We start from the raw sequence: 16645 nt of genomic DNA, 5'->3' as shown, positions 1-16645 counted from the left end.
ACAGCGGCGAGATCACCGCCCATTCCGCATCGCTCACATCGTGTCTGCCCGTCATGCTCACCTCCGTTTCCGAAAGTGAATCATCACACCGCCAAAAACGGAATCCCGTTTATGAGTTCACGACCTAGCGGGGAAACTTGGCGCCATGACAGCCTGCCTGACGATCGACAGCCCGCTTGGCCCTCTCACGCTTCACGCGCAGGACGGCGCGATTACCGCCCTGACGTGGGAGGAGGCCACCGATGCGCAGGCCCCCACGCCGCTGCTGCAGGAAGCCGCCGCCCAGCTTGCCGCCTATTTCGACGGGCGCCTGACGCGGTTCGATCTGCCGTTGCGGGTTGAGGGCTCTGACTTTCAAAAAGCGGTTTGCGCGCAGATGAGCGCCATTCCCTACGGCGAAACCCGCACCTACGGCGATCTGGCGCGTGCGCTTGGCCAGCCGGCGCAGGCGGTGGGCGGAGCTTGCGGCGCCAACCCGATCCCGATCCTCATTCCGTGCCACCGGGTGGTGGGGGCGAATGGTCTGACCGGCTTTTCCGGGGCCGGTGGCGTGGAGACGAAAGCCGCCCTGCTGCGGCTTGAAGGGGCACTGCTGATCTAGCGGAGCGGTGAAGGGAGGCCCCGCCCGCATCAGGCGTGGGATTCACGCCACCTGGCGGCCGGGAGCGGCCCTCCGGACAAGGCTCAGGCGGTGCCTTTCCGGGGCACGATCTGCTGCGCGATCCCGGCGAACAGCAGGTAGACGCTCGTCACCACGAGGCCCCAATGCGCCCAGCTTTCCGGGTGGAAATCCACCCAGGCCGCCCAGCCGGCGAAGAAGGCCCAGGCGATGGCCATGGGCAGGGAGATCGCGCGCCAGCGATCGGTGCGCACCGGGTGGATGAACTTCAGCGGCAGGAACATCGCCACCGCCAGCGCCACCACCAGCGCGAGGATGATCCAGAAGCCCGGCTTCAGCGCAAACATCACCAGCACCATCATGTTCCAGCAGCCGGGGAAGCCCGAGAAGGAATTGTCCTGCGTTTTCATGCGCGTATCCGCGAAATAGATGGCGGAGGCGAAGGTGATGACGATGATCGCGATCCAGCCCGTCCAGCCCGGCAGCAGGCCGGATTTGAACAGCGCGAAGGCGGGGATGAACACGTAGGTCAGGTAGTCGATGATCAGATCCAGCAGGACGCCATCGATCTGGGGCGCGTATTTCTTGACGTGGAAGCGGCGGGCGAGCGGCCCGTCGATCCCGTCCACCACGAGGGCCACCACCAGCCAGAGGAACATCAGGCTCCACTTGGCGTCCGCCGCCGCCAGCATGGCGAGCATGGCGAAGACGGCCCCGGTTCCGGTGAAGAGATGGACGAATAGCGCGCGGTGTTCTGGTGTCATCGGATCGTCATGGCGCAATCGGCGCGCGAATGCAACGGCTCAGGAAGGAAGCTCAGCCGCCGCCCGCGGCCCTGGGGTGGGCTTTCTCGTAGACGTCCAGAAGGCGGGCGGTTTCCACCGCCGTATAGGCCTGGGTCGTGGAGAGCGACGCATGGCCCAGAAGCTCCTGGATGCTGCGCAGATCGCCGCCGGCGTTCAGCAGGTGCGTGGCGAAGGAGTGGCGCAGCGCGTGGGGCGTGGCGGTGGCGGGCAGGCCGAGCTGAAGCCGGGCCTTCTCCATCACCTTCTGCAACGCGCGCGGGTTCAAGGCGCCGCCGCGCACGCCGCGAAACAGCGGGTCGTCGGGCTCCATCGGGAAGGGGCAGATCGCGGTGTAGGCCGCCACGGCCGCGCGCGCGGCCGGCAGCACCGGCACGATGCGCTCCTTGCCGCCCTTGCCGCGGATCCGCAGCACCTCGGGCAGGGGGGCATCGCGCCCGGTGAGCGAAAGCGCCTCCGAGATCCGCAGGCCGCAGGCATACATCAAGGTCACGGCGGCGACGTCCCGCGCGGCCACCCAGGGTTCGGTGGCCTGCATCTCCACCGTGTCGATCACCGCGCGCGCGGCCGTCTCGGCCAGCGGGCGGGGGATCTTGCGGGTGTATTTGGGGCTGCGCACCGAGAGAACGGCCGTCGGATCGAAATCGCCGTCCTGACGGGCGAGCCAGCGGAAGTAGCTCTTCACCGCCGAAAGCGCGCGGGCGCGGCTGCGCGCTGAGGCGCCCCGGCTGCGCTCATGGGCGAGCCAGGCGCGCATGTCCGAAAGGCTGGTGGCCTTGATCCGGGCCATGCCCATGGTGCCGCCGTGGTGGCCGGCGAGGAAGGCCAAGAAGCCGAGCAGATCGGCCTGGTAGGCGGCGATGGTGTTCTCGGCGGAGGCCTTCAGCGCCTGCTGTGCGGCAAGGAAGTTCTGGACCGAATCCGTGGCCGCCGGTGAGATCATCAGGCCAGCCAGCGGCGCATGGCGCGCTCGAAGGTTCCGGCGAAGAAGGCCAGCAGATCGGTGCCTTGGTTGGGGCGGAACTGGTGCGGATCCTCGCTGCCCATCACCAGCATGCCAGGCAGGCGGCCTTCGCCGAAATCCAGCTTCAGGCAGGCTTCGGAGCGGATCCATTCGGCGGCCTCGCCGTAGATCATGTCGCTCTGCGGGATGGCCTGCCGCAGGGTGACCTGACGCACCGGCGCATCGCGCCCGGCGGTCAGGTAGGCGTCCACGAAACCTGGTTCGGCCACGCTGAGCACGTCCCCGAGCTTGCGCAGGGCCGGATCGTCCCCGGTCTGCACGCTTTCCAGCACCAGCCGGATGCAGTCCACCCGCAGGATCTCGGCCACGTCGCCGTCGAGTTCCTTCAGGAAATCCTCGAAGGTGACGGGATCGAGCATCCGCAGGATGGCCCGGTGCACCTGGTTCGTGCCGGCGAGATTCTCGTAGGCGGCGGCGATGACCGAGCGGTGGGTGTCCTCCAGCCGGTCCAGCCGGGCTTCCAGCCGCTCCATGGCGATGCCCCGAAGGTCCACGATGTTGCCGCCGAGGGCTTTCTCGTTGGCGGCCACGAGGGCGCGCATCAGATCCTGATCCTCGAGGATCACTTCCGGATCGGCGATGATCTGCTCGCGCAGGGAATTGTCAATCTTGGCGGTGCTCGACATGCCTGCCCCTTGATTATTTTCCGCAATCATACAGGGATTGGGCGCCAAAAGTGAACGGAAAATAGCGATTTTCAAACATTGTCGCCGCAGGTGTCGCAATCGCGCCCCAGGCCTCGAAAGGGGATCGCATCTTTCGCTTCCCCGCGCGCAGCGCTAGGCTCGCGCGGCGATCGAAACAGGCATCGAAACAGGCAACGAAACGGGGCGCGGACGGGGCGCGGGCAGCATGGCGGCGGAGCAGGAACAGAGCTATTTCGAGGAAGGCGCGCTGGTGGCGGTACTGACCACCCAGCCGCTGGATCGCACGCTCGACTACCGCGCCCCGGCCGGCGGCTGTTTCCTCGGGGCCTTCGTCGAAGTGCCGCTGGGGCCGCGCAAGGTCATCGGCGTGGTCTGGGGCGCTGGGCAGGGCGGGTTCGATCTCAAGAAGGCGCGCGCCATTTCCCGCGTGCTCGACGTGCCGCCCATGGGGCGGGACATGCGCGATTTCCTCGTGAAGGTCGCCGACTACACGATCACCCCGATGCCGGCGATGCTGCGGCTGGCCACCCGCGCGCCGGGCCTCGGCGATCCGCCCTCGATGCGCAAGATCTACCGGCTGGGCGAAGGCGTGCCGGACCGCGAGACGGACGCCCGCAGGCGGGTGGTGGAGACGCTCCGCGAATACGGCGGCCTCGCCTTCACGCTGGGCGAACTGGCGGAAATGGCCGGCGTCAGCACCTCCGTCATCAAGGGGCTGGTGAAGCAGGGTGTGGTGCGCGAGGAGGCCAGCCCACGCGATCTGCCCTATCCGACGCTGCGGCCCGATTTCGGCGGGGTGGATCTCTCGGAAGATCAGGCACGGGCGGCGGACGCCCTGCGGCAGGGGGTGGCCTCGGGCCGCTACGGCACCACGCTGCTCAAGGGGGTGACGGGCTCGGGCAAGACGGAAGTCTACCTCGAAGCGGTGGCTGAGTGCTTGAGGAAGGGGCGGCAAGCGCTTGTTCTTCTACCTGAAATCGCGCTGACAGCCGAGTTCCTGGATCGCGTGGAGACCCGCTTCGGCGCCCGCCCCGCGGAGTGGCATTCCGGCGTGACGCTCACCGAACGGCGCCGTTGCTGGCGCATGGTGGCCGAGAATGGGGCGCAGCTGGTGGTGGGCGCGCGCTCCGCGCTCTACCTGCCGTTCCGCGATCTCGGCCTGATCGTCGTCGACGAGGAACACGACACCTCCTACAAGCAGGAAGACGGGGTGCTCTATTCCGCCCGCGACATGGCGGTTCTGCGGGCCACCTACTGCAGCGCGCAGGTCATTCTCGCCTCGGCGACACCCTCGCTGGAAAGCTGGGCCAATGCGCAGGCCGGGAAATACAGGCGCCTCGATCTGGCGGCGCGGTTCGGGGCGTCCGAACTGCCGGAAATGCGCGCCATCGACATGCGCGCCGAAAAACTGCCGGGCGCGCGCTGGATCTCCGAGGCGCTCAAGGCGCAGGTGCGCGCGCGGATCGAGAAGGGCGAGCAGTCGCTGCTGTTCCTGAACCGGCGCGGCTATGCGCCGGTCACGATCTGCCGCGCCTGCGGCCACCAGATCGCCTGCGACAACTGCGATGCGCGCATGGTGGAGCACCGGTTCCTGAAGCGGCTGATGTGCCACCAGTGCGGCGAGACGAAACCGGTGCCCGAGGCCTGTCCGAAATGCGAGGTCGAGGGGCGGCTGGCACCCGTCGGCCCCGGCGTGGAGCGGCTGGCGGAGGAAACGGCGGAGGCCTTTCCCGAGGCGCGCGTGGCGGTGCTGTCCTCCGATCTCTTCGCCTCGGCCCGCGCGCTCAAGGCGCAGATCGGGCTCATCGCCGAGGGCGGTGCCGACATCATCATCGGCACGCAACTCGTTGCAAAGGGGCATAATTTCCCGCTTCTGACCCTTGTCGGCGTGATCGATGCGGATCTCGGTCTGCAAGGTAGCGACCTGCGCGCCGCGGAGCGCACCTTCCAGCTGATGCGGCAGGTCGCGGGCCGGGCGGGGCGCAGCGAGCGCAAGGGGCTCGCGCTTCTTCAGACCTACCAGCCCGAGCACCCGGTGATCCGCGCGATCCTCTCCGGCGATGAAGAGGGGTTCTGGCAGGCCGAGGCACGGGAGCGCGAGGCCGCGGGCGTGCCGCCATACGGGCGGCTTGCGGGCATCGTGATTTCCTCCCCAGACGTGCAGACCGCTTTCGATCTGGGCAACCAGCTCGCCCGGCAAGACGCGCCGCTGCGCCAGGTGCAGGCGCAGGTCTTTGGTCCGGCGCCGGCGCCGATCGCCCGGATCCGGGGGCGCCACCGGGTGCGGCTGTTGGTGAAGGCGGCCAAGGGCGTGCCGATCCAGAAGGCCCTGACGGCCTGGGTGGGGCAGCTGCGCGTGCCGGCCAATACGCGCATTTCCATCGACATCGACCCCCAAAGTTTCTACTGACACGCCGCCGCGGCTTAACCCCGTGGCAAGACATGTCGTGGCATGACTCGTGGACAAATGATCGGAAAGCCCCCCCATGGCGCAAGCGCTCCCCGGTGCCGGCAGGCCGGCGCCTTCGAAATACTCCCGCGAAGGGCGATTGCAGCGGTTCTGCCGCGGCCGCTTCTCCACGCTGCCCGTCCGGGCGGGGTTCGAGGTGGCCGGGGCGCTGATCGTGGCGGGGTTCATTTCGCCGGGCTGGGGGGTGATGGCGGCGCTTGCTCTGATGGGTGCCGAAGTGGTGGAACTGTGCAACGTCGCGCATGTGCAGCGCAGCGGGCTCATCCTGCGTGATGCCAAGGCGGCCAGCCATCGTCTGGCCGCCGGCTCCGCGATCTGGGCGGCCGGTGTCTGCGGCGCCATCGGCATTCTCTGGTTCGTCGGCGGGCCCGAGCTTTGGGTGCTCTGCATGGCCTTCCTCACCGCCGGGCTGGTGAACGGGCAATTGGTGGCGGGGCTGCATCCCGAATCCTTTCGCGCCAAGCTCGCCGTGCTGGCCGCGATGGTCGGCATCGTCATCGGGGACAGCCTGCTCACCCCGGAGGCGGATCTGCGCACCTACCTTGTGTATCTCACTGCCGCCGTGCTGCTGTTCACCATGCTGGCGGGCCTGTTCGACCGGCTGCGCCAGCAGAACGAAAGCCGCCACGAGGCGGAGCGGCGCCTGCTGGAGGCCAACGCGGAAATCCGCGAGACGCTGCAGCGGCTGGAGGCCTCGCAGGCGGCGCTGGTGCGCCGGGCCGAGGAGGCACGGGAACTGCAGCGGCGGGCCGAGGCCGCGAGCATTGCGAAATCGGAGTTCCTCGCGGTGATGAGCCACGAGATCCGCACGCCGCTGAACGCGATCCTCGGGATGGCCGAGGTTCTGCGGGAATCGGCGCTCTCGCCCGATCAGGCCGAGATGCTGGAAACCATCGAAGGCGGCGGGCGGGCGCTGTTGTCCATCATCAACGACGTGCTGGATTTTTCCCGCATCGAGGCCGGCAAGGCGGAGTTGGAGCAGATCCCCTTCGCCCTGGCGAGGCCACTGCAGGATTGCGCGGCCCTCTTTTCGCCGCTGCTGGATCAGAAGGGGCTGTCCTTCGAATGCGACATCGCAGAGGCGGAAGGGGTCTGGGTCGTCGGGGATGCCGGGAAGCTGCGGCAGGTGGTGATGAACCTCCTCGGAAACGCGTTGAAATTCACCGAGGCGGGGCGGGTATCGCTGGCGGCGAAGGTGGCGCCTGGCGCGGGCGGCGCCGACGCCGGCATCGAGATCGAGGTCGCCGACACCGGCCTCGGAATTCCGCAGGAGGCCCTGCAGCGCATCTTCGAGCCCTTCGAGCAGGTGGACGCCAAGACGACCCGGCTGCACGGCGGCACCGGGCTGGGGCTGGCGATTTCGCGCAAGCTCGCCCGCCACATGGGCGGCGATCTCGTGGCCGTTTCCACGCCCGGAGAAGGCAGTCGCTTCAAGCTGACGCTGACCCTGCCACGCGCCGCCGCGGCCGAGGCTCCAGCACAGGCTTCCGCACAGGCTCCCTCACAGGCTCCCTCACAGGGCCCCGAACAGGCGGCGGCTGCCGGGCAAAGCGAACTGGCCGGGCTCCTGGTGCTCGCGGCGGAAGACAACCGGGCCAACCGGCTGGTCCTCGCGCGGCTTCTGGCGGGCAGCGGCATCGATCTCACCTTCGCAGAGGACGGGGTGCAGGCTGTCGAGGCCGCGCAGGCGAGCCGTTTCGACCTGATCCTGATGGACATGTCCATGCCCCGCCTGGACGGCATCGGCGCCACCCGCCGGATCCGCGCCGCGGAGGCGGAGCAGGGCATGCGCGCGACCCCTATCGTCGCGCTTACGGCCAACGCCTTCGAAAAGGACAGGCGGGCCTGCCAGGCCGCCGGGATGGACGGGTTCCTGTCCAAGCCCTTGCGCAAGGCCGAACTGCTCGCCGAGATCCGCCGCGTGGCCTCGTCGCCGGCGGCTGTGGCCCCGAGCTAGCGGCGAAGCGAGGCGGAAGCCGCGCCTGGCAGGTGCGTGGGCAGGTGCGCGGGTGGAAAAGCGCAAGAGGCGCGAAGGGCGCTGCGGGCAGGAAAGGTCGTGCCGGGGCTTGCGGTCGTGGATGCATCAGGCGCAGGAAACGCCGGCAGGAGCGGCAGGAGCGACGGAAGGGGCGCGGGCGTATCGCCCACACACTGGCGCAGGTGCGGCCGGAGGGTTGAAGAAGCGCCGCCGGTGCCTGTCTCGAAACGCCGTCCGTGCAGGGGTGATCTGTGCGGGGGAGAACAGAACTTTGCCTTTTCCCCGGCCGGTTTCGCGCGTATCCGAGGGTCATGAAAACGGTTCACCTCGAAGATGCCGGCGCGCTGCCGCCGTGGCGCCGCCCGATCGCCCTGCTGTTTCTGACGGCACTCGCCATGCCGATCGCCTTCTCCACGTGGTCGGCGCTGCTCAACAATTTCGTCATCGAGGTGGCGGATTTCGACGGGGCCGACATCGGCCTGCTGCACAGCGTGCGCGAGATCCCCGGTTTCTTCGCGGTGGGCGTGATCGCCCTGCTTCTGCTGATCCGCGAACAGGTGCTGGGCCTCGTGAGCCTCGCCCTTCTGGGGGCGGCCACCGCCGTCACGGCGTGGTTTCCCAGCCTTTACGGCATCCTGACGATCACCATGCTGTCCTCGATCGGGTTCCACTACTACGAGACGGTCAACCAGTCGCTCCAGCTGCAGTGGATCGAGAAGAACCGCGCCCCCCAGATGCTGGGCTGGCTGGCTGCGGCCGGATCGGCGGCCACGCTGGTGATCTACGTGCTGATCGTGCTGCTCTGGGATCGCCTCGGCCTGAGCTACAACGCCGTCTACCTCGCCACCGGCGGGTTGACGGTGGCCATCGCGCTGTTCTGCCTGCTGGCCTATCCCCAGTTCGAAACCCCGAACCCGCAGCGCCGCCGGATCGTCCTGCGCAAGCGCTACTGGCTCTACTACGCGCTGCAGTTTCTCGCCGGTGCCCGGCGCCAGATCTTCGTCGTCTTCGCCGGGTTCATGATGGTGGAGCGCTTCGGCTTCGAGGTTCACGAGGTGACGGCGCTCTTCCTGATCAACCTCGTGGCCAACATGATCTTCGCCCCGCTGATGGGGCGGGCCGTGTACCGCTTCGGCGAGCGCAATGCGCTGATCTTCGAATACGCCGGGCTCGCGCTGGTGTTCTTCGCCTACGGCGGCATCTACATGTTCGGCTGGGGCGTGGTGCTGGCCAGCGCGCTCTACGTGGTGGACCACCTGCTCTTCGCGCTGGCGCTGGCGCTGAAGACCTACTTCCAGAAGATCGCCGACCCGAAGGACATCGCCCCCACGGCCGCCGTGGCCTTCACCATCAACCACATCGCCGCCGTCTTCCTGCCGGTGCTGCTGGGGCTGCTGTGGCTGGTCTCGCCCGCCGCGGTCTTCGGGCTGGCCGCCGCCATCGCACTCTGCTCGCTGGGGCTGGCGCTGCTGATCCCGCGCCACCCGGCGCCGGGCAACGAAACCCGGCTCGCCGCGATCACGCCTGCGCCAGCAGAGTAGAAGCGGCGCCCGTGGCCCCCTATATCTGCACCCCAGACGCACAATCGTGAGGCACGCCCCATGTTCGCTTTCCAGAAGAAGAAGATGCAGATGGTTTCGCCCGAGGCCGCCCTGCCGGGCCGTCCGGCGCCGATCCCCACCGCCGAGACCCATTTCGTCAGCGGCCGCCCGCTGAAGGCGCCCGTGCCCGAGGGCATGCAGGAGGCGATGTTCGGCATGGGCTGTTTCTGGGGTGTCGAGCGGATCTTCTGGCAGATCGAGGGCGTCTGGCTGACGATGGCGGGCTACGCCGCCGGCCACACGCCGAACCCGACCTACGAGGAGGTCTGCACCGGCCAGACCGGCCACAACGAGGTGGTGCGGGTGATCTTCGATCCGAAGATCGTGCCCTACGAGGAACTGCTGCGCGTGTTCTGGGAAAACCACGATCCGACCCAGGGCATGCGCCAGGGCAACGACATGGGCACCCAGTATCGCTCCGGCATCTACACCTACGGCGCCGCGCAGGCCCAGGCCGCCGAGGAGAGCCGCGCCGCCTTCGCGCCCCGTCTGGCGGAGGCGGGCTACGGCGCGATCACCACGGAAATCCTGCCCGCGCCGGCGTTCTTCTACGCGGAGGACTACCACCAGCAGTATCTCGCCAAGAACCCGGCCGGCTACTGCGGCATCGGCGGCACCGGCGTGAGCTGCCCCGTGGGGATCGGCAGCGGCGCTTGACGCGTGGCGGCAGGGCGTCTAAGCGCCCTGCAGGCCACACGCGAGGACACCATGCCCACTTTCACCGCTTTCACGACCCTTCCCGGCAAACCCGCCGCAGAGAAACTCGGCGAGGCGCTCGAGCGGATGGACCCGGAGCCGATGGGCGTGGGCGTCTTCGAGATCGAGGACGGCTCCGGCCTCTGGGAAGTGGGCGGCTATTTCACCGAGGCACCCGACGAAACGGCGCTGGCGGTGCTCGCCGCCGCCTTCGGCGCCAACCCCTTCGTCGTCTCCGAACTGCCCGAAACCGATTGGGTCGCCAAGGTGCGGCGCGAGCTTTCCCCGGTCGCCGCGGGGCGCTTCTTCGTGCACGGCAGCCACGATGCCGACAAGCTGCCCGAGGGGGCGGTGGGGCTGCTGATCGAGGCCGCGATGGCCTTCGGCACCGGCCACCACGGCACCACGCTAGGCTGCCTGCGCGCCCTTGACCGGCTGGCGGAGGGCGGGTTCGTCGGCCGCAACGTGGCCGACATCGGCTGCGGCACGGCCGTTCTGGCGATGGCCGCCGCCAAGATCTGGCCCGATCCGGTGCTCGCCAGCGACATCGACGCAGTCGCCGTGGAAGTGGCCGCGGCCAACGTGGCCTCCAACGGGCTGGAAGGGCGCGTGCGCTGCATCGAGGCGATGGGGTTTGACTCTCCTGTCCTGGCCGAGGCGGCGCCCTTCGACCTGGTGTTCGCCAACATCCTGAAAGGCCCGCTGATCGATCTCGCCCCCGACATGGCCGCGCATGTGGCCGAGGGCGGCTACGTGATTCTGTCCGGCCTGCTGAACGAGCAGGCGCCGGAGGTGATCGAGGTTTATTCCGCGAACGGGTTCAATCTCGTGCATCACGAGGAGATTGTTGACTGGTCGACGCTGACGATGCGCAAAAAGGACCAAGACGCACGCAAATAACCTAAATTTTGCCTTAATCGCCTTGTTTTCGCCACATTTCGGCGGAAAATCGGTTGTGTCGGTGGGGGCCGACCAACGGAGGCTGCTATGGCGGATGCCAATCTCCAGAGTTTCGACAAGCGACTGCGCCGGATCGACCGGCGTCACCGGAAGCTTGCGCGGGGCTATGTCCATACGATCGGTCCGGACGGGCTGATCACGTCGGCGCCGCGCCGGCGCGTGGAACGGCGTTTCCCGATCCGCGGGCTTCTGCTCGTGGCGGCCGGGGTCTTCGTATTCAAGGGATTTCTCTACGCCCAGCTCGGCGGTGCCACCTACACGCAGCGCGTGGACAAGCTGGCGGCCGGTACCTCGGTCGAGCAGGTGGGCGCCTTCATGATGCAGGCCGATCCGGCAACGCTCTGGGTGGCCGGCCATCTGAACAAGGTTCTGCCCAAGTAGGGCCGATCATCCTTAAAGAGTTTGCTCGTTTCACATGGTGAAAAGGCCGCGTCGGATCCCTCCGAAGCGGCCTTTTTCTTCCGTTGAAAGCCCGCCGAGGCGGCGGGGCCTGGCTCAGCCGCGCAGGGCGTCGAGGTCACCGCGGCTCAGGCCGATGTCGTCCAGCTCGCGATCGGTGAGCTTGGAGAGGGCCTTGCGGGTGACGCGGCGATCGTTCCATTCGATCAGCGCGGCGAAGAGATTGGCCAGACGGCCACCAAACAGGGAGCCGGTTGCCGGGCGGGAGGTTTCAAAAGCAGCCATTGGTGCCGTCCTTTCTTTCAGAGTTGATGCATTTTTGTGCGCTTGCAGGCCGGCAGATAGAGGGGAGAAAACCACCGGACAAGAGGGGTGGAGCGCATAGCATCCATGCAGTTTGTGCATGGGTCTCGTGGGCCTTAAACACCTTTTTGCAAAGGCGAAAAGTGGCTTCGGCGGGGTGTCGTTTTCAGGCCGGAATCCGGCCCTTGATGTCGCTTTTCCACCTTTTGATGCGAATTTGTGATCACAAGCATCGTCGCCGGCGCCATTGGCAAATGTTCGCGTTTCGTGCTACTCGTTGAAAAAAATCGTATCGGGCAGGGCAGTATGCGGGTTTTGGGCATCGATCCGGGGCTTCGGAACATGGGCTGGGGGGTGATTGACGCGGAGGGATCGCGACTCACCCATGTGGCCAACGGCATCATCCATTCCGTGCCCGGCGCTTTGGCCGAACGGCTGCACCAGCTCCACCGCGAGCTGACGGACATCCTCGCCACCTACCAGCCCGACACCGCCGCCGTGGAGCAGACCTTCGTCAACAAGGACGCCGTGGGCACGCTGAAGCTGGGGCAGGCGCGGGGCATCGCGCTGCTGGTGCCGGCGCAGGCCGGGCTGTCGGTGGGGGAATATGCGCCCAACGCGGTGAAGAAAACGGTGGTGGGCGTGGGCCATGCCGCCAAGGAGCAGGTCCAGCACATGGTCAAGCTGCAGCTGCCCGGCGTGAAGCTCGCCGGCGCCGATGCCGCGGATGCGCTGGCCATCGCCATCTGCCACGCCTTCCACGCGCAGACGGGCAACCGGCAGAAAGCACTCAGAAAGGCAGGCGCATGATCGGCAAGCTGACGGGCCGCATCGACTACAAGGGCTCCGACCACGTGATGATCGACGTGCGCGGCGTGGGCTACATCGTCCATGTCTCCGAGCGCACGCTCGCCAGCCTGCCGCCGGTGGGCGAGGTGGTGGCGCTCTACACGGATCTGCTGGTGCGCGAGGATCTGATGCAGCTCTTCGGCTTCACCTCGCTGGTGGAAAAGGAATGGCACCGCCTGCTGATGGGCGTACAGGGCATCGGCGCGAAAGCCTCGCTCGCCATCCTCGGCACGCTCGGGCCCGAGGGTGTCTCCCGTGCGATCGCGCTCGGGGATCAGGCCGCGATCAAGGCGGCCAAGGGGATCGGCCCGAAGACGGCGCAGCGGGTGGTGATCGAACTGAAGGACAAGGCCCCCGCGGTGATGGCCATGGCCGGCTCGCTGGGCGAGACGCTTGAGGCCGAGGCGGAGGCCGTGGTCGAGCCGGCGGAGCCCGCCCCGGCGCGGCCGGCGCGATCCGCGAAAAAGCCCTCCGGCAGCGCGGCGGCGCAGTCGGACGCGCTGTCCGCCCTCACCAATCTCGGCTACGCGCCCTCCGAAGCGGCGGCCGCGGTGGCCGAGGTGGCGGGCGAACTGCCCGAGGCCGATGCGCAATCCCTGATCCGCGCCGCCCTGCGCAAACTGGCCCCGAAAGGCTGATAGATGAGCGAGCCCGATCCCACCCTGCGCCCCGAACCGCAACCCGGCGACATGGACCGCGCCCTGCGCCCGCAGGCGTTGGAGGAGTTCATCGGCCAGGCCGAGGCCCGCGCCAACCTGCGCGTCTTCATCGAAAGCGCGCGGCGCCGGGGCGAGGCGATGGATCACACGCTGTTCTACGGCCCGCCGGGCCTCGGCAAGACGACCCTCGCCCAGATCATGGCGCGCGAACTGGGGGTTTCCTTCCGGATGACAAGCGGTCCGGTGCTGGCGAAGGCCGGCGATCTGGCGGCGATCCTGACCAACCTCGAAGCGCGCGACGTGCTCTTCATCGACGAGATCCACCGTCTGAACCCGGCCGTGGAGGAGGTGCTCTACCCGGCGATGGAGGATTACGAGCTGGATCTGGTGATCGGTGAAGGGCCTGCCGCGCGCACCGTGCGCATCGAACTGCAGCCTTTCACGCTGGTGGGCGCCACCACGCGGCTCGGCCTGCTCACCACCCCCCTGCGCGATCGCTTCGGCATCCCGACGCGGCTTCAGTTCTACACGGTGCAGGAGCTGAACGAGATCGTCACCCGCTCCGCCCGCCTGCTGGGCGCACCGGCCACGCCCGACGGCGCGATGGAGATCGCCCGCCGTGCCCGCGGCACCCCCCGGATTGCGGGCCGGCTTCTGCGCCGGGTGGTGGATTTCGCCGTGGTCGAGGGCGATGGCAAGGTCACCCGCGAGATCGCCGACAACGCGCTCCGGCGGCTCGGGGTGGATTCGCTCGGGCTGGACGGCGCGGACAGGCGCTACCTCACCCTCATCGCCGAGAACTACGGCGGTGGCCCGGTGGGGATCGAGACCATCGCCGCGGCGCTGTCGGAGAGCCGGGACGCGCTCGAGGAGGTGATCGAGCCCTACCTGCTGCAGCAGGGCCTCGTGCAGCGCACCCCGCGCGGCCGCATGCTGGCGCGCAAGGGCTGGCAGCACCTGGGGCTGGAGGCCCCGAAACGCGAAGGGCAGTCGGATCTCTTCGGCAAGTAGCCCGGCTTGAAGCGGCGCGCCCGAGCGCGTATGCCGTGGGCCGCAACCCGCCCGCAGGAGTGTCCGATGCCCGATCTCACCCCCGAAGACGTTGAAGCCCTCTTCACCCGCAGCGACGAAAGCTTCGCCTTCTCCCGCTGGGGCCGCCCGATCGTGCCCGTGGTGTTCGGGGTGGAGGACGCGACGCTCTCCGTCATCAAGGGCGCGATCGAGGCCGTGGTGGCGATGGCGGGCCACAAGATGGCGGAGACGGACCCGGAACTGGGCGCCAACCTGATGGTCTTCTTCATGCGCGACTGGCAGGAGCTTCTGGACACGCCCAACCTCGACCGGCTCGTGCCGGAACTGCCCGATCTCGTGGCCCGGCTTCAGGCCGCCGAGGCCAACCAGTACCGGATTTTCCGCTTCGACGAGCAGGGCGCCATCCAGGCCTGTTTCGTCTTCCTGCGCATGGATGCGGTGCTGTCTGAGATGCCGGCCGACACGCTGGCGCTGAGCCAGGTTGTGCAGTCGGTGCTGCTTTGGTCGGATCGTGCCTTCCACCGAAGCAGCCCGCTGGCCCTGCTGCCCGACAGCGGCACCGCCGTGCTGCGGCCCGAAATCGCCGCCGTGATCCGCGCCGCCTACGATCCGGTGCTCCCTGCCCATGCCGACACCCCGGCCCATGCGCTGCGGCTCTACGCCCGCCTTCAGGCCCGCCCCCAAAGCTGACTCCCGCCAGGCTGCCCGGGCGAAATGGCGGGTTCCCGCCTATTGCAACCGTGGTTGTCAAATTAAACTTCAACTTCGGATGACAAAATCGTAGATCAGTGGTGAGCGCGCAACAGCCGCTCGTCAACCGACTGAAACAGCACGCGGCTTCGGCGCCCCCACGGGCAGCGGGGCCGGTGTGAACGGGGATAGACATGAGCAAGTCCAAGATCCTGCTGGCCACGACGGCGAGCGTCGCCACCTTCGGCTTTCCCGCCCTCTCCGAGGAAATCGACTGGATCAACCAGATCAACACCGATCTGTCCAAGGCCTTCGGCAACACCAAGGTCACGATCTACGGCCAGATCAACCAGGGGATCCTCTCCTACGACGACGGCATCGAGTCCTCCACCTACTTCCCGGTGGACAACGCCAACTCCGGCTCGCGCATCGGCATCGAGACGGAGACGGGCCTCAGCTCCGGCTGGTCCATGGGCACGAAGATCGAGCTGGGGATCACGCCGTCCTCCACTTCCTCGGTGAACATCAAGGACAAGGACGGCGGCTGGGCCTTCGATCAGACCGACATCCGCCACCTCGAAATGTCCTTCGCCTCCGAGGCTTACGGCACGTTTTCCTTCGGTCAGGGCTCCATGGCGACAGACGGCATCACCGGAGCGGATTTCTCCGGCACCGGGGTGATCGCCGGGGTGGCGGTCTCGGATATGGCCGGCGGCCAGCTGGTGCGCGACGCGATGGGCGGCTTCACCGGGGGCAAGGTCTCTGACCACTTCGACAACATGGACGGCGCCCGCCGCTTCCGCGTGCGCTATGACTCGGCCAGCTACAACGGCTTCACCTTCTCCGGCGCCTACGGGCAGGAGGTGCTGGCCGACGACGACAGCAACGACTACTACGATCTCGCCGTGCGCTACGCCAGGACCTACGGCGACTACGCCTTCGCCTCGGGCATCGGCTACGCCTGGAACGGCGATGACGAAGAGGTGCTTTCCGGCTCCGCGGCGGTGCTGCACCAACCTTCGGGCCTGAGCCTCGCCGTGGCCGGCGGCCGCACCTCCGCCGATCGCGACTCCACCTACGGCTACGTCAAGGCCGGCTACCAGCAGAACTGGTTCAAGGCCGGCGCCACGGCCTTCTCGGTGGACTACTACAGCGGTGCGGACGTGTTCGAGGCCGGGGCCGACAGCCGCTCCGTGGGGCTGGCCGTGGTGCAGAACTTCGATCGCCAGAACCTCGAAGTCTACGGCGCCATCCGCGAGTACAAGTTCGACGGGGCCAGCGCCGACTACAAGGACGGCACCGCCATCATGGGCGGCCTGCGCTGGAAGTTCTGAGCGCGGCCACCTTTCGGTGAAACGCCATGCATGATGACGGGCGGCCTTCCTCTTGGGGGCCGCCCGTTTGCGGTGAGCCGATGCCGGGCGCCGCTGCAGGCGGGCAGGGCGCTTGCCCCGATGCGCGCGCCTGCCTATCAGGGGGGCGGAGGACATCGCAGCAGGAAGCGTTTCATGAGCCAGATCCACAGCTACCCCGTCGAAGTGTTCTACGAAGACACCGACATGGCCGGCGTCGTCTACCACGCCAACTACCTGCGCTTCATCGAGCGGGCGCGCTCCACCATGGTGCGCGAACTCGGCGTCGATCAGGGCGCGATGAAGGAGGACGAGGGCCTTGCTTTCGTCGTGCGCCGGATCGAAGCGGAATACCTCGCGGCCGCCAAATTCGGCGACCAGCTCGAGGTGCGCACCTGCATCGAGGCCGTGACGGGCGCGCGGATCCAGTTCTGGCAGGAAATCCTGCGCGCCGGCGAAAAGATCTTCACCGCGCGGCTCACGGTGGTGCTGATCAACGAAGCGGGGCAACCGGCCCGGCTGCCGGCGAATATCCGCCTGCTTCTGCATTGAAGCGGCGAAAT

17 protein-coding genes are annotated in these 16645 nt (G+C 67.7%); 13 read left to right on the top strand and 4 right to left on the bottom strand.

Features of this window, described 5'->3' with window-relative positions; all coding sequences use genetic code 11:
- The first annotated feature begins 145 nt into the window (after positions 1 to 145).
- The gene (locus PSA7680_RS16540) at positions 146 to 601 is read left to right on the top strand and encodes a methylated-DNA--[protein]-cysteine S-methyltransferase (protein ID WP_085869791.1); all 456 of its coding nucleotides are present in this window, start codon (positions 146 to 148) and stop codon (positions 599 to 601) included.
- Positions 602 to 684: 83 nt separating this feature from the next.
- Here the strand turns inward: PSA7680_RS16540 and PSA7680_RS16535 are convergent, their stop codons facing one another.
- The 3 genes from PSA7680_RS16535 to PSA7680_RS16525 are packed head-to-tail and all read right to left on the bottom strand — an operon-like array spanning position 685 to position 3072.
- Positions 685 to 1383: a CDP-alcohol phosphatidyltransferase family protein gene (locus tag PSA7680_RS16535; protein ID WP_085869795.1), complete on the bottom strand. Its 699-nt coding sequence runs from the start codon at positions 1381 to 1383 to the stop codon at positions 685 to 687.
- Between the two features lie 52 nt (positions 1384 to 1435).
- A complete protein-coding gene (locus PSA7680_RS16530) occupies positions 1436 to 2365 on the bottom strand; it encodes a tyrosine recombinase XerC (protein WP_085869790.1) in 930 nt (309 codons plus the stop codon).
- Complete coding sequence (locus PSA7680_RS16525) at positions 2365 to 3072, bottom strand: DUF484 family protein (RefSeq protein ID WP_085869789.1); 708 nt, start codon at positions 3070 to 3072, stop codon at positions 2365 to 2367. Before PSA7680_RS16525 ends, PSA7680_RS16530 begins: the two co-directional genes overlap by 1 nt.
- Positions 3073 to 3298: 226 nt before the next feature.
- On the opposite strand from PSA7680_RS16525, the gene PSA7680_RS16520 reads away from it, so the two are divergent.
- The 6 genes from PSA7680_RS16520 (at position 3299) to PSA7680_RS16495 (ending at position 11179) form a co-directional block, all read left to right on the top strand.
- Positions 3299 to 5503 carry a primosomal protein N' gene (locus PSA7680_RS16520; protein ID WP_085869788.1) on the top strand — a complete coding sequence of 735 codons (2205 nt, stop codon included), beginning with the start codon at positions 3299 to 3301 and terminating at the stop codon, positions 5501 to 5503.
- A 76-nt stretch (positions 5504 to 5579) separates the two neighbouring features.
- Positions 5580 to 7520: an ATP-binding protein gene (locus PSA7680_RS16515; protein ID WP_085869787.1), complete on the top strand. Its 1941-nt coding sequence runs from the start codon at positions 5580 to 5582 to the stop codon at positions 7518 to 7520.
- Between the two features lie 332 nt (positions 7521 to 7852).
- Positions 7853 to 9082 (top strand): MFS transporter, encoded by a 1230-nt coding sequence (locus PSA7680_RS16510; protein WP_085869786.1) that lies wholly within the window; start codon positions 7853 to 7855, stop codon positions 9080 to 9082.
- A 60-nt stretch (positions 9083 to 9142) separates the two neighbouring features.
- Positions 9143 to 9799: a peptide-methionine (S)-S-oxide reductase MsrA gene (gene msrA, locus PSA7680_RS16505; protein ID WP_085869785.1), complete on the top strand. Its 657-nt coding sequence runs from the start codon at positions 9143 to 9145 to the stop codon at positions 9797 to 9799.
- A gap of 51 nt (positions 9800 to 9850) precedes the next feature.
- On the top strand, positions 9851 to 10738 hold the full coding sequence (locus PSA7680_RS16500) for a 50S ribosomal protein L11 methyltransferase (RefSeq protein ID WP_085869784.1): 888 nt from the start codon (positions 9851 to 9853) through the stop codon (positions 10736 to 10738).
- An 87-nt stretch (positions 10739 to 10825) separates the two neighbouring features.
- Positions 10826 to 11179: a hypothetical protein gene (locus tag PSA7680_RS16495; protein ID WP_085869783.1), complete on the top strand. Its 354-nt coding sequence runs from the start codon at positions 10826 to 10828 to the stop codon at positions 11177 to 11179.
- A 114-nt stretch (positions 11180 to 11293) separates the two neighbouring features.
- On the opposite strand, the gene PSA7680_RS16490 is transcribed toward PSA7680_RS16495, so the two are convergent.
- A complete protein-coding gene (locus PSA7680_RS16490) occupies positions 11294 to 11482 on the bottom strand; it encodes a DUF1127 domain-containing protein (RefSeq protein ID WP_085869782.1) in 189 nt (62 codons plus the stop codon).
- 324 nt (positions 11483 to 11806) lie between these two features.
- Between PSA7680_RS16490 and ruvC the strand changes: the two genes are divergently transcribed.
- The 6 genes from ruvC to ybgC all read left to right on the top strand — a co-directional run bounded on the left by ruvC (position 11807) and on the right by ybgC (position 16634).
- Positions 11807 to 12310 (top strand): crossover junction endodeoxyribonuclease RuvC, encoded by a 504-nt coding sequence (gene ruvC / locus PSA7680_RS16485; protein WP_085869781.1) that lies wholly within the window; start codon positions 11807 to 11809, stop codon positions 12308 to 12310.
- Complete coding sequence (gene ruvA / locus PSA7680_RS16480) at positions 12307 to 12987, top strand: Holliday junction branch migration protein RuvA (protein ID WP_085869780.1); 681 nt, start codon at positions 12307 to 12309, stop codon at positions 12985 to 12987. Before ruvC ends, ruvA begins: the two co-directional genes overlap by 4 nt.
- A gap of 3 nt (positions 12988 to 12990) precedes the next feature.
- Positions 12991 to 14019 carry a Holliday junction branch migration DNA helicase RuvB gene (gene ruvB, locus PSA7680_RS16475; RefSeq protein WP_085869779.1) on the top strand — a complete coding sequence of 343 codons (1029 nt, stop codon included), beginning with the start codon at positions 12991 to 12993 and terminating at the stop codon, positions 14017 to 14019.
- A 66-nt stretch (positions 14020 to 14085) separates the two neighbouring features.
- A complete protein-coding gene (locus PSA7680_RS16470) occupies positions 14086 to 14730 on the top strand; it encodes a hypothetical protein (protein ID WP_085869778.1) in 645 nt (214 codons plus the stop codon).
- 194 nt (positions 14731 to 14924) lie between these two features.
- Positions 14925 to 16064, top strand: a complete 1140-nt coding sequence (locus PSA7680_RS16465) for a porin (RefSeq protein WP_085869777.1) — start codon at positions 14925 to 14927, stop codon at positions 16062 to 16064.
- A gap of 174 nt (positions 16065 to 16238) precedes the next feature.
- Positions 16239 to 16634 carry a tol-pal system-associated acyl-CoA thioesterase gene (gene ybgC / locus PSA7680_RS16460; protein ID WP_085869776.1) on the top strand — a complete coding sequence of 132 codons (396 nt, stop codon included), beginning with the start codon at positions 16239 to 16241 and terminating at the stop codon, positions 16632 to 16634.
- Positions 16635 to 16645: the final 11 nt, after the last annotated feature.

It is taken from the genome of Pseudoruegeria aquimaris (genome assembly GCF_900172235.1).
GTDB classification, from domain to species: Bacteria; Pseudomonadota; Alphaproteobacteria; order Rhodobacterales; family Rhodobacteraceae; genus Pseudoruegeria; species Pseudoruegeria aquimaris.
This window is presented reverse-complemented; position numbering and strand designations above follow the sequence as displayed.

Excerpts from the sequence above, each read along its gene's own strand:
- PSA7680_RS16515 (WP_085869787.1), top strand. The coding sequence starts at position 5,580 with ATGGCGCAAGCGCTCCCCGGTGCCGGCAGGCCGGCGCCTTCGAAATAC.
- PSA7680_RS16510 (WP_085869786.1), top strand. The coding sequence starts at position 7,853 with ATGAAAACGGTTCACCTCGAAGATGCCGGCGCGCTGCCGCCGTGGCGC.
- PSA7680_RS16525 (WP_085869789.1), bottom strand. The coding sequence starts at position 3,072 with ATGTCGAGCACCGCCAAGATTGACAATTCCCTGCGCGAGCAGATCATC.
- PSA7680_RS16530 (WP_085869790.1), bottom strand. The coding sequence starts at position 2,365 with ATGATCTCACCGGCGGCCACGGATTCGGTCCAGAACTTCCTTGCCGCA.
- PSA7680_RS16520 (WP_085869788.1), top strand. The coding sequence starts at position 3,299 with ATGGCGGCGGAGCAGGAACAGAGCTATTTCGAGGAAGGCGCGCTGGTG.
- PSA7680_RS16535 (WP_085869795.1), bottom strand. The coding sequence starts at position 1,383 with ATGACACCAGAACACCGCGCGCTATTCGTCCATCTCTTCACCGGAACC.
- PSA7680_RS16500 (WP_085869784.1), top strand. The coding sequence starts at position 9,851 with ATGCCCACTTTCACCGCTTTCACGACCCTTCCCGGCAAACCCGCCGCA.
- ruvC (WP_085869781.1), top strand. The coding sequence starts at position 11,807 with ATGCGGGTTTTGGGCATCGATCCGGGGCTTCGGAACATGGGCTGGGGG.
- PSA7680_RS16540 (WP_085869791.1), top strand. The coding sequence starts at position 146 with ATGACAGCCTGCCTGACGATCGACAGCCCGCTTGGCCCTCTCACGCTT.
- ruvB (WP_085869779.1), top strand. The coding sequence starts at position 12,991 with ATGAGCGAGCCCGATCCCACCCTGCGCCCCGAACCGCAACCCGGCGAC.
- msrA (WP_085869785.1), top strand. The coding sequence starts at position 9,143 with ATGTTCGCTTTCCAGAAGAAGAAGATGCAGATGGTTTCGCCCGAGGCC.
- ybgC (WP_085869776.1), top strand. The coding sequence starts at position 16,239 with ATGAGCCAGATCCACAGCTACCCCGTCGAAGTGTTCTACGAAGACACC.
- ruvA (WP_085869780.1), top strand. The coding sequence starts at position 12,307 with ATGATCGGCAAGCTGACGGGCCGCATCGACTACAAGGGCTCCGACCAC.
- PSA7680_RS16470 (WP_085869778.1), top strand. The coding sequence starts at position 14,086 with ATGCCCGATCTCACCCCCGAAGACGTTGAAGCCCTCTTCACCCGCAGC.
- PSA7680_RS16495 (WP_085869783.1), top strand. The coding sequence starts at position 10,826 with ATGGCGGATGCCAATCTCCAGAGTTTCGACAAGCGACTGCGCCGGATC.
- PSA7680_RS16490 (WP_085869782.1), bottom strand. The coding sequence starts at position 11,482 with ATGGCTGCTTTTGAAACCTCCCGCCCGGCAACCGGCTCCCTGTTTGGT.
- PSA7680_RS16465 (WP_085869777.1), top strand. The coding sequence starts at position 14,925 with ATGAGCAAGTCCAAGATCCTGCTGGCCACGACGGCGAGCGTCGCCACC.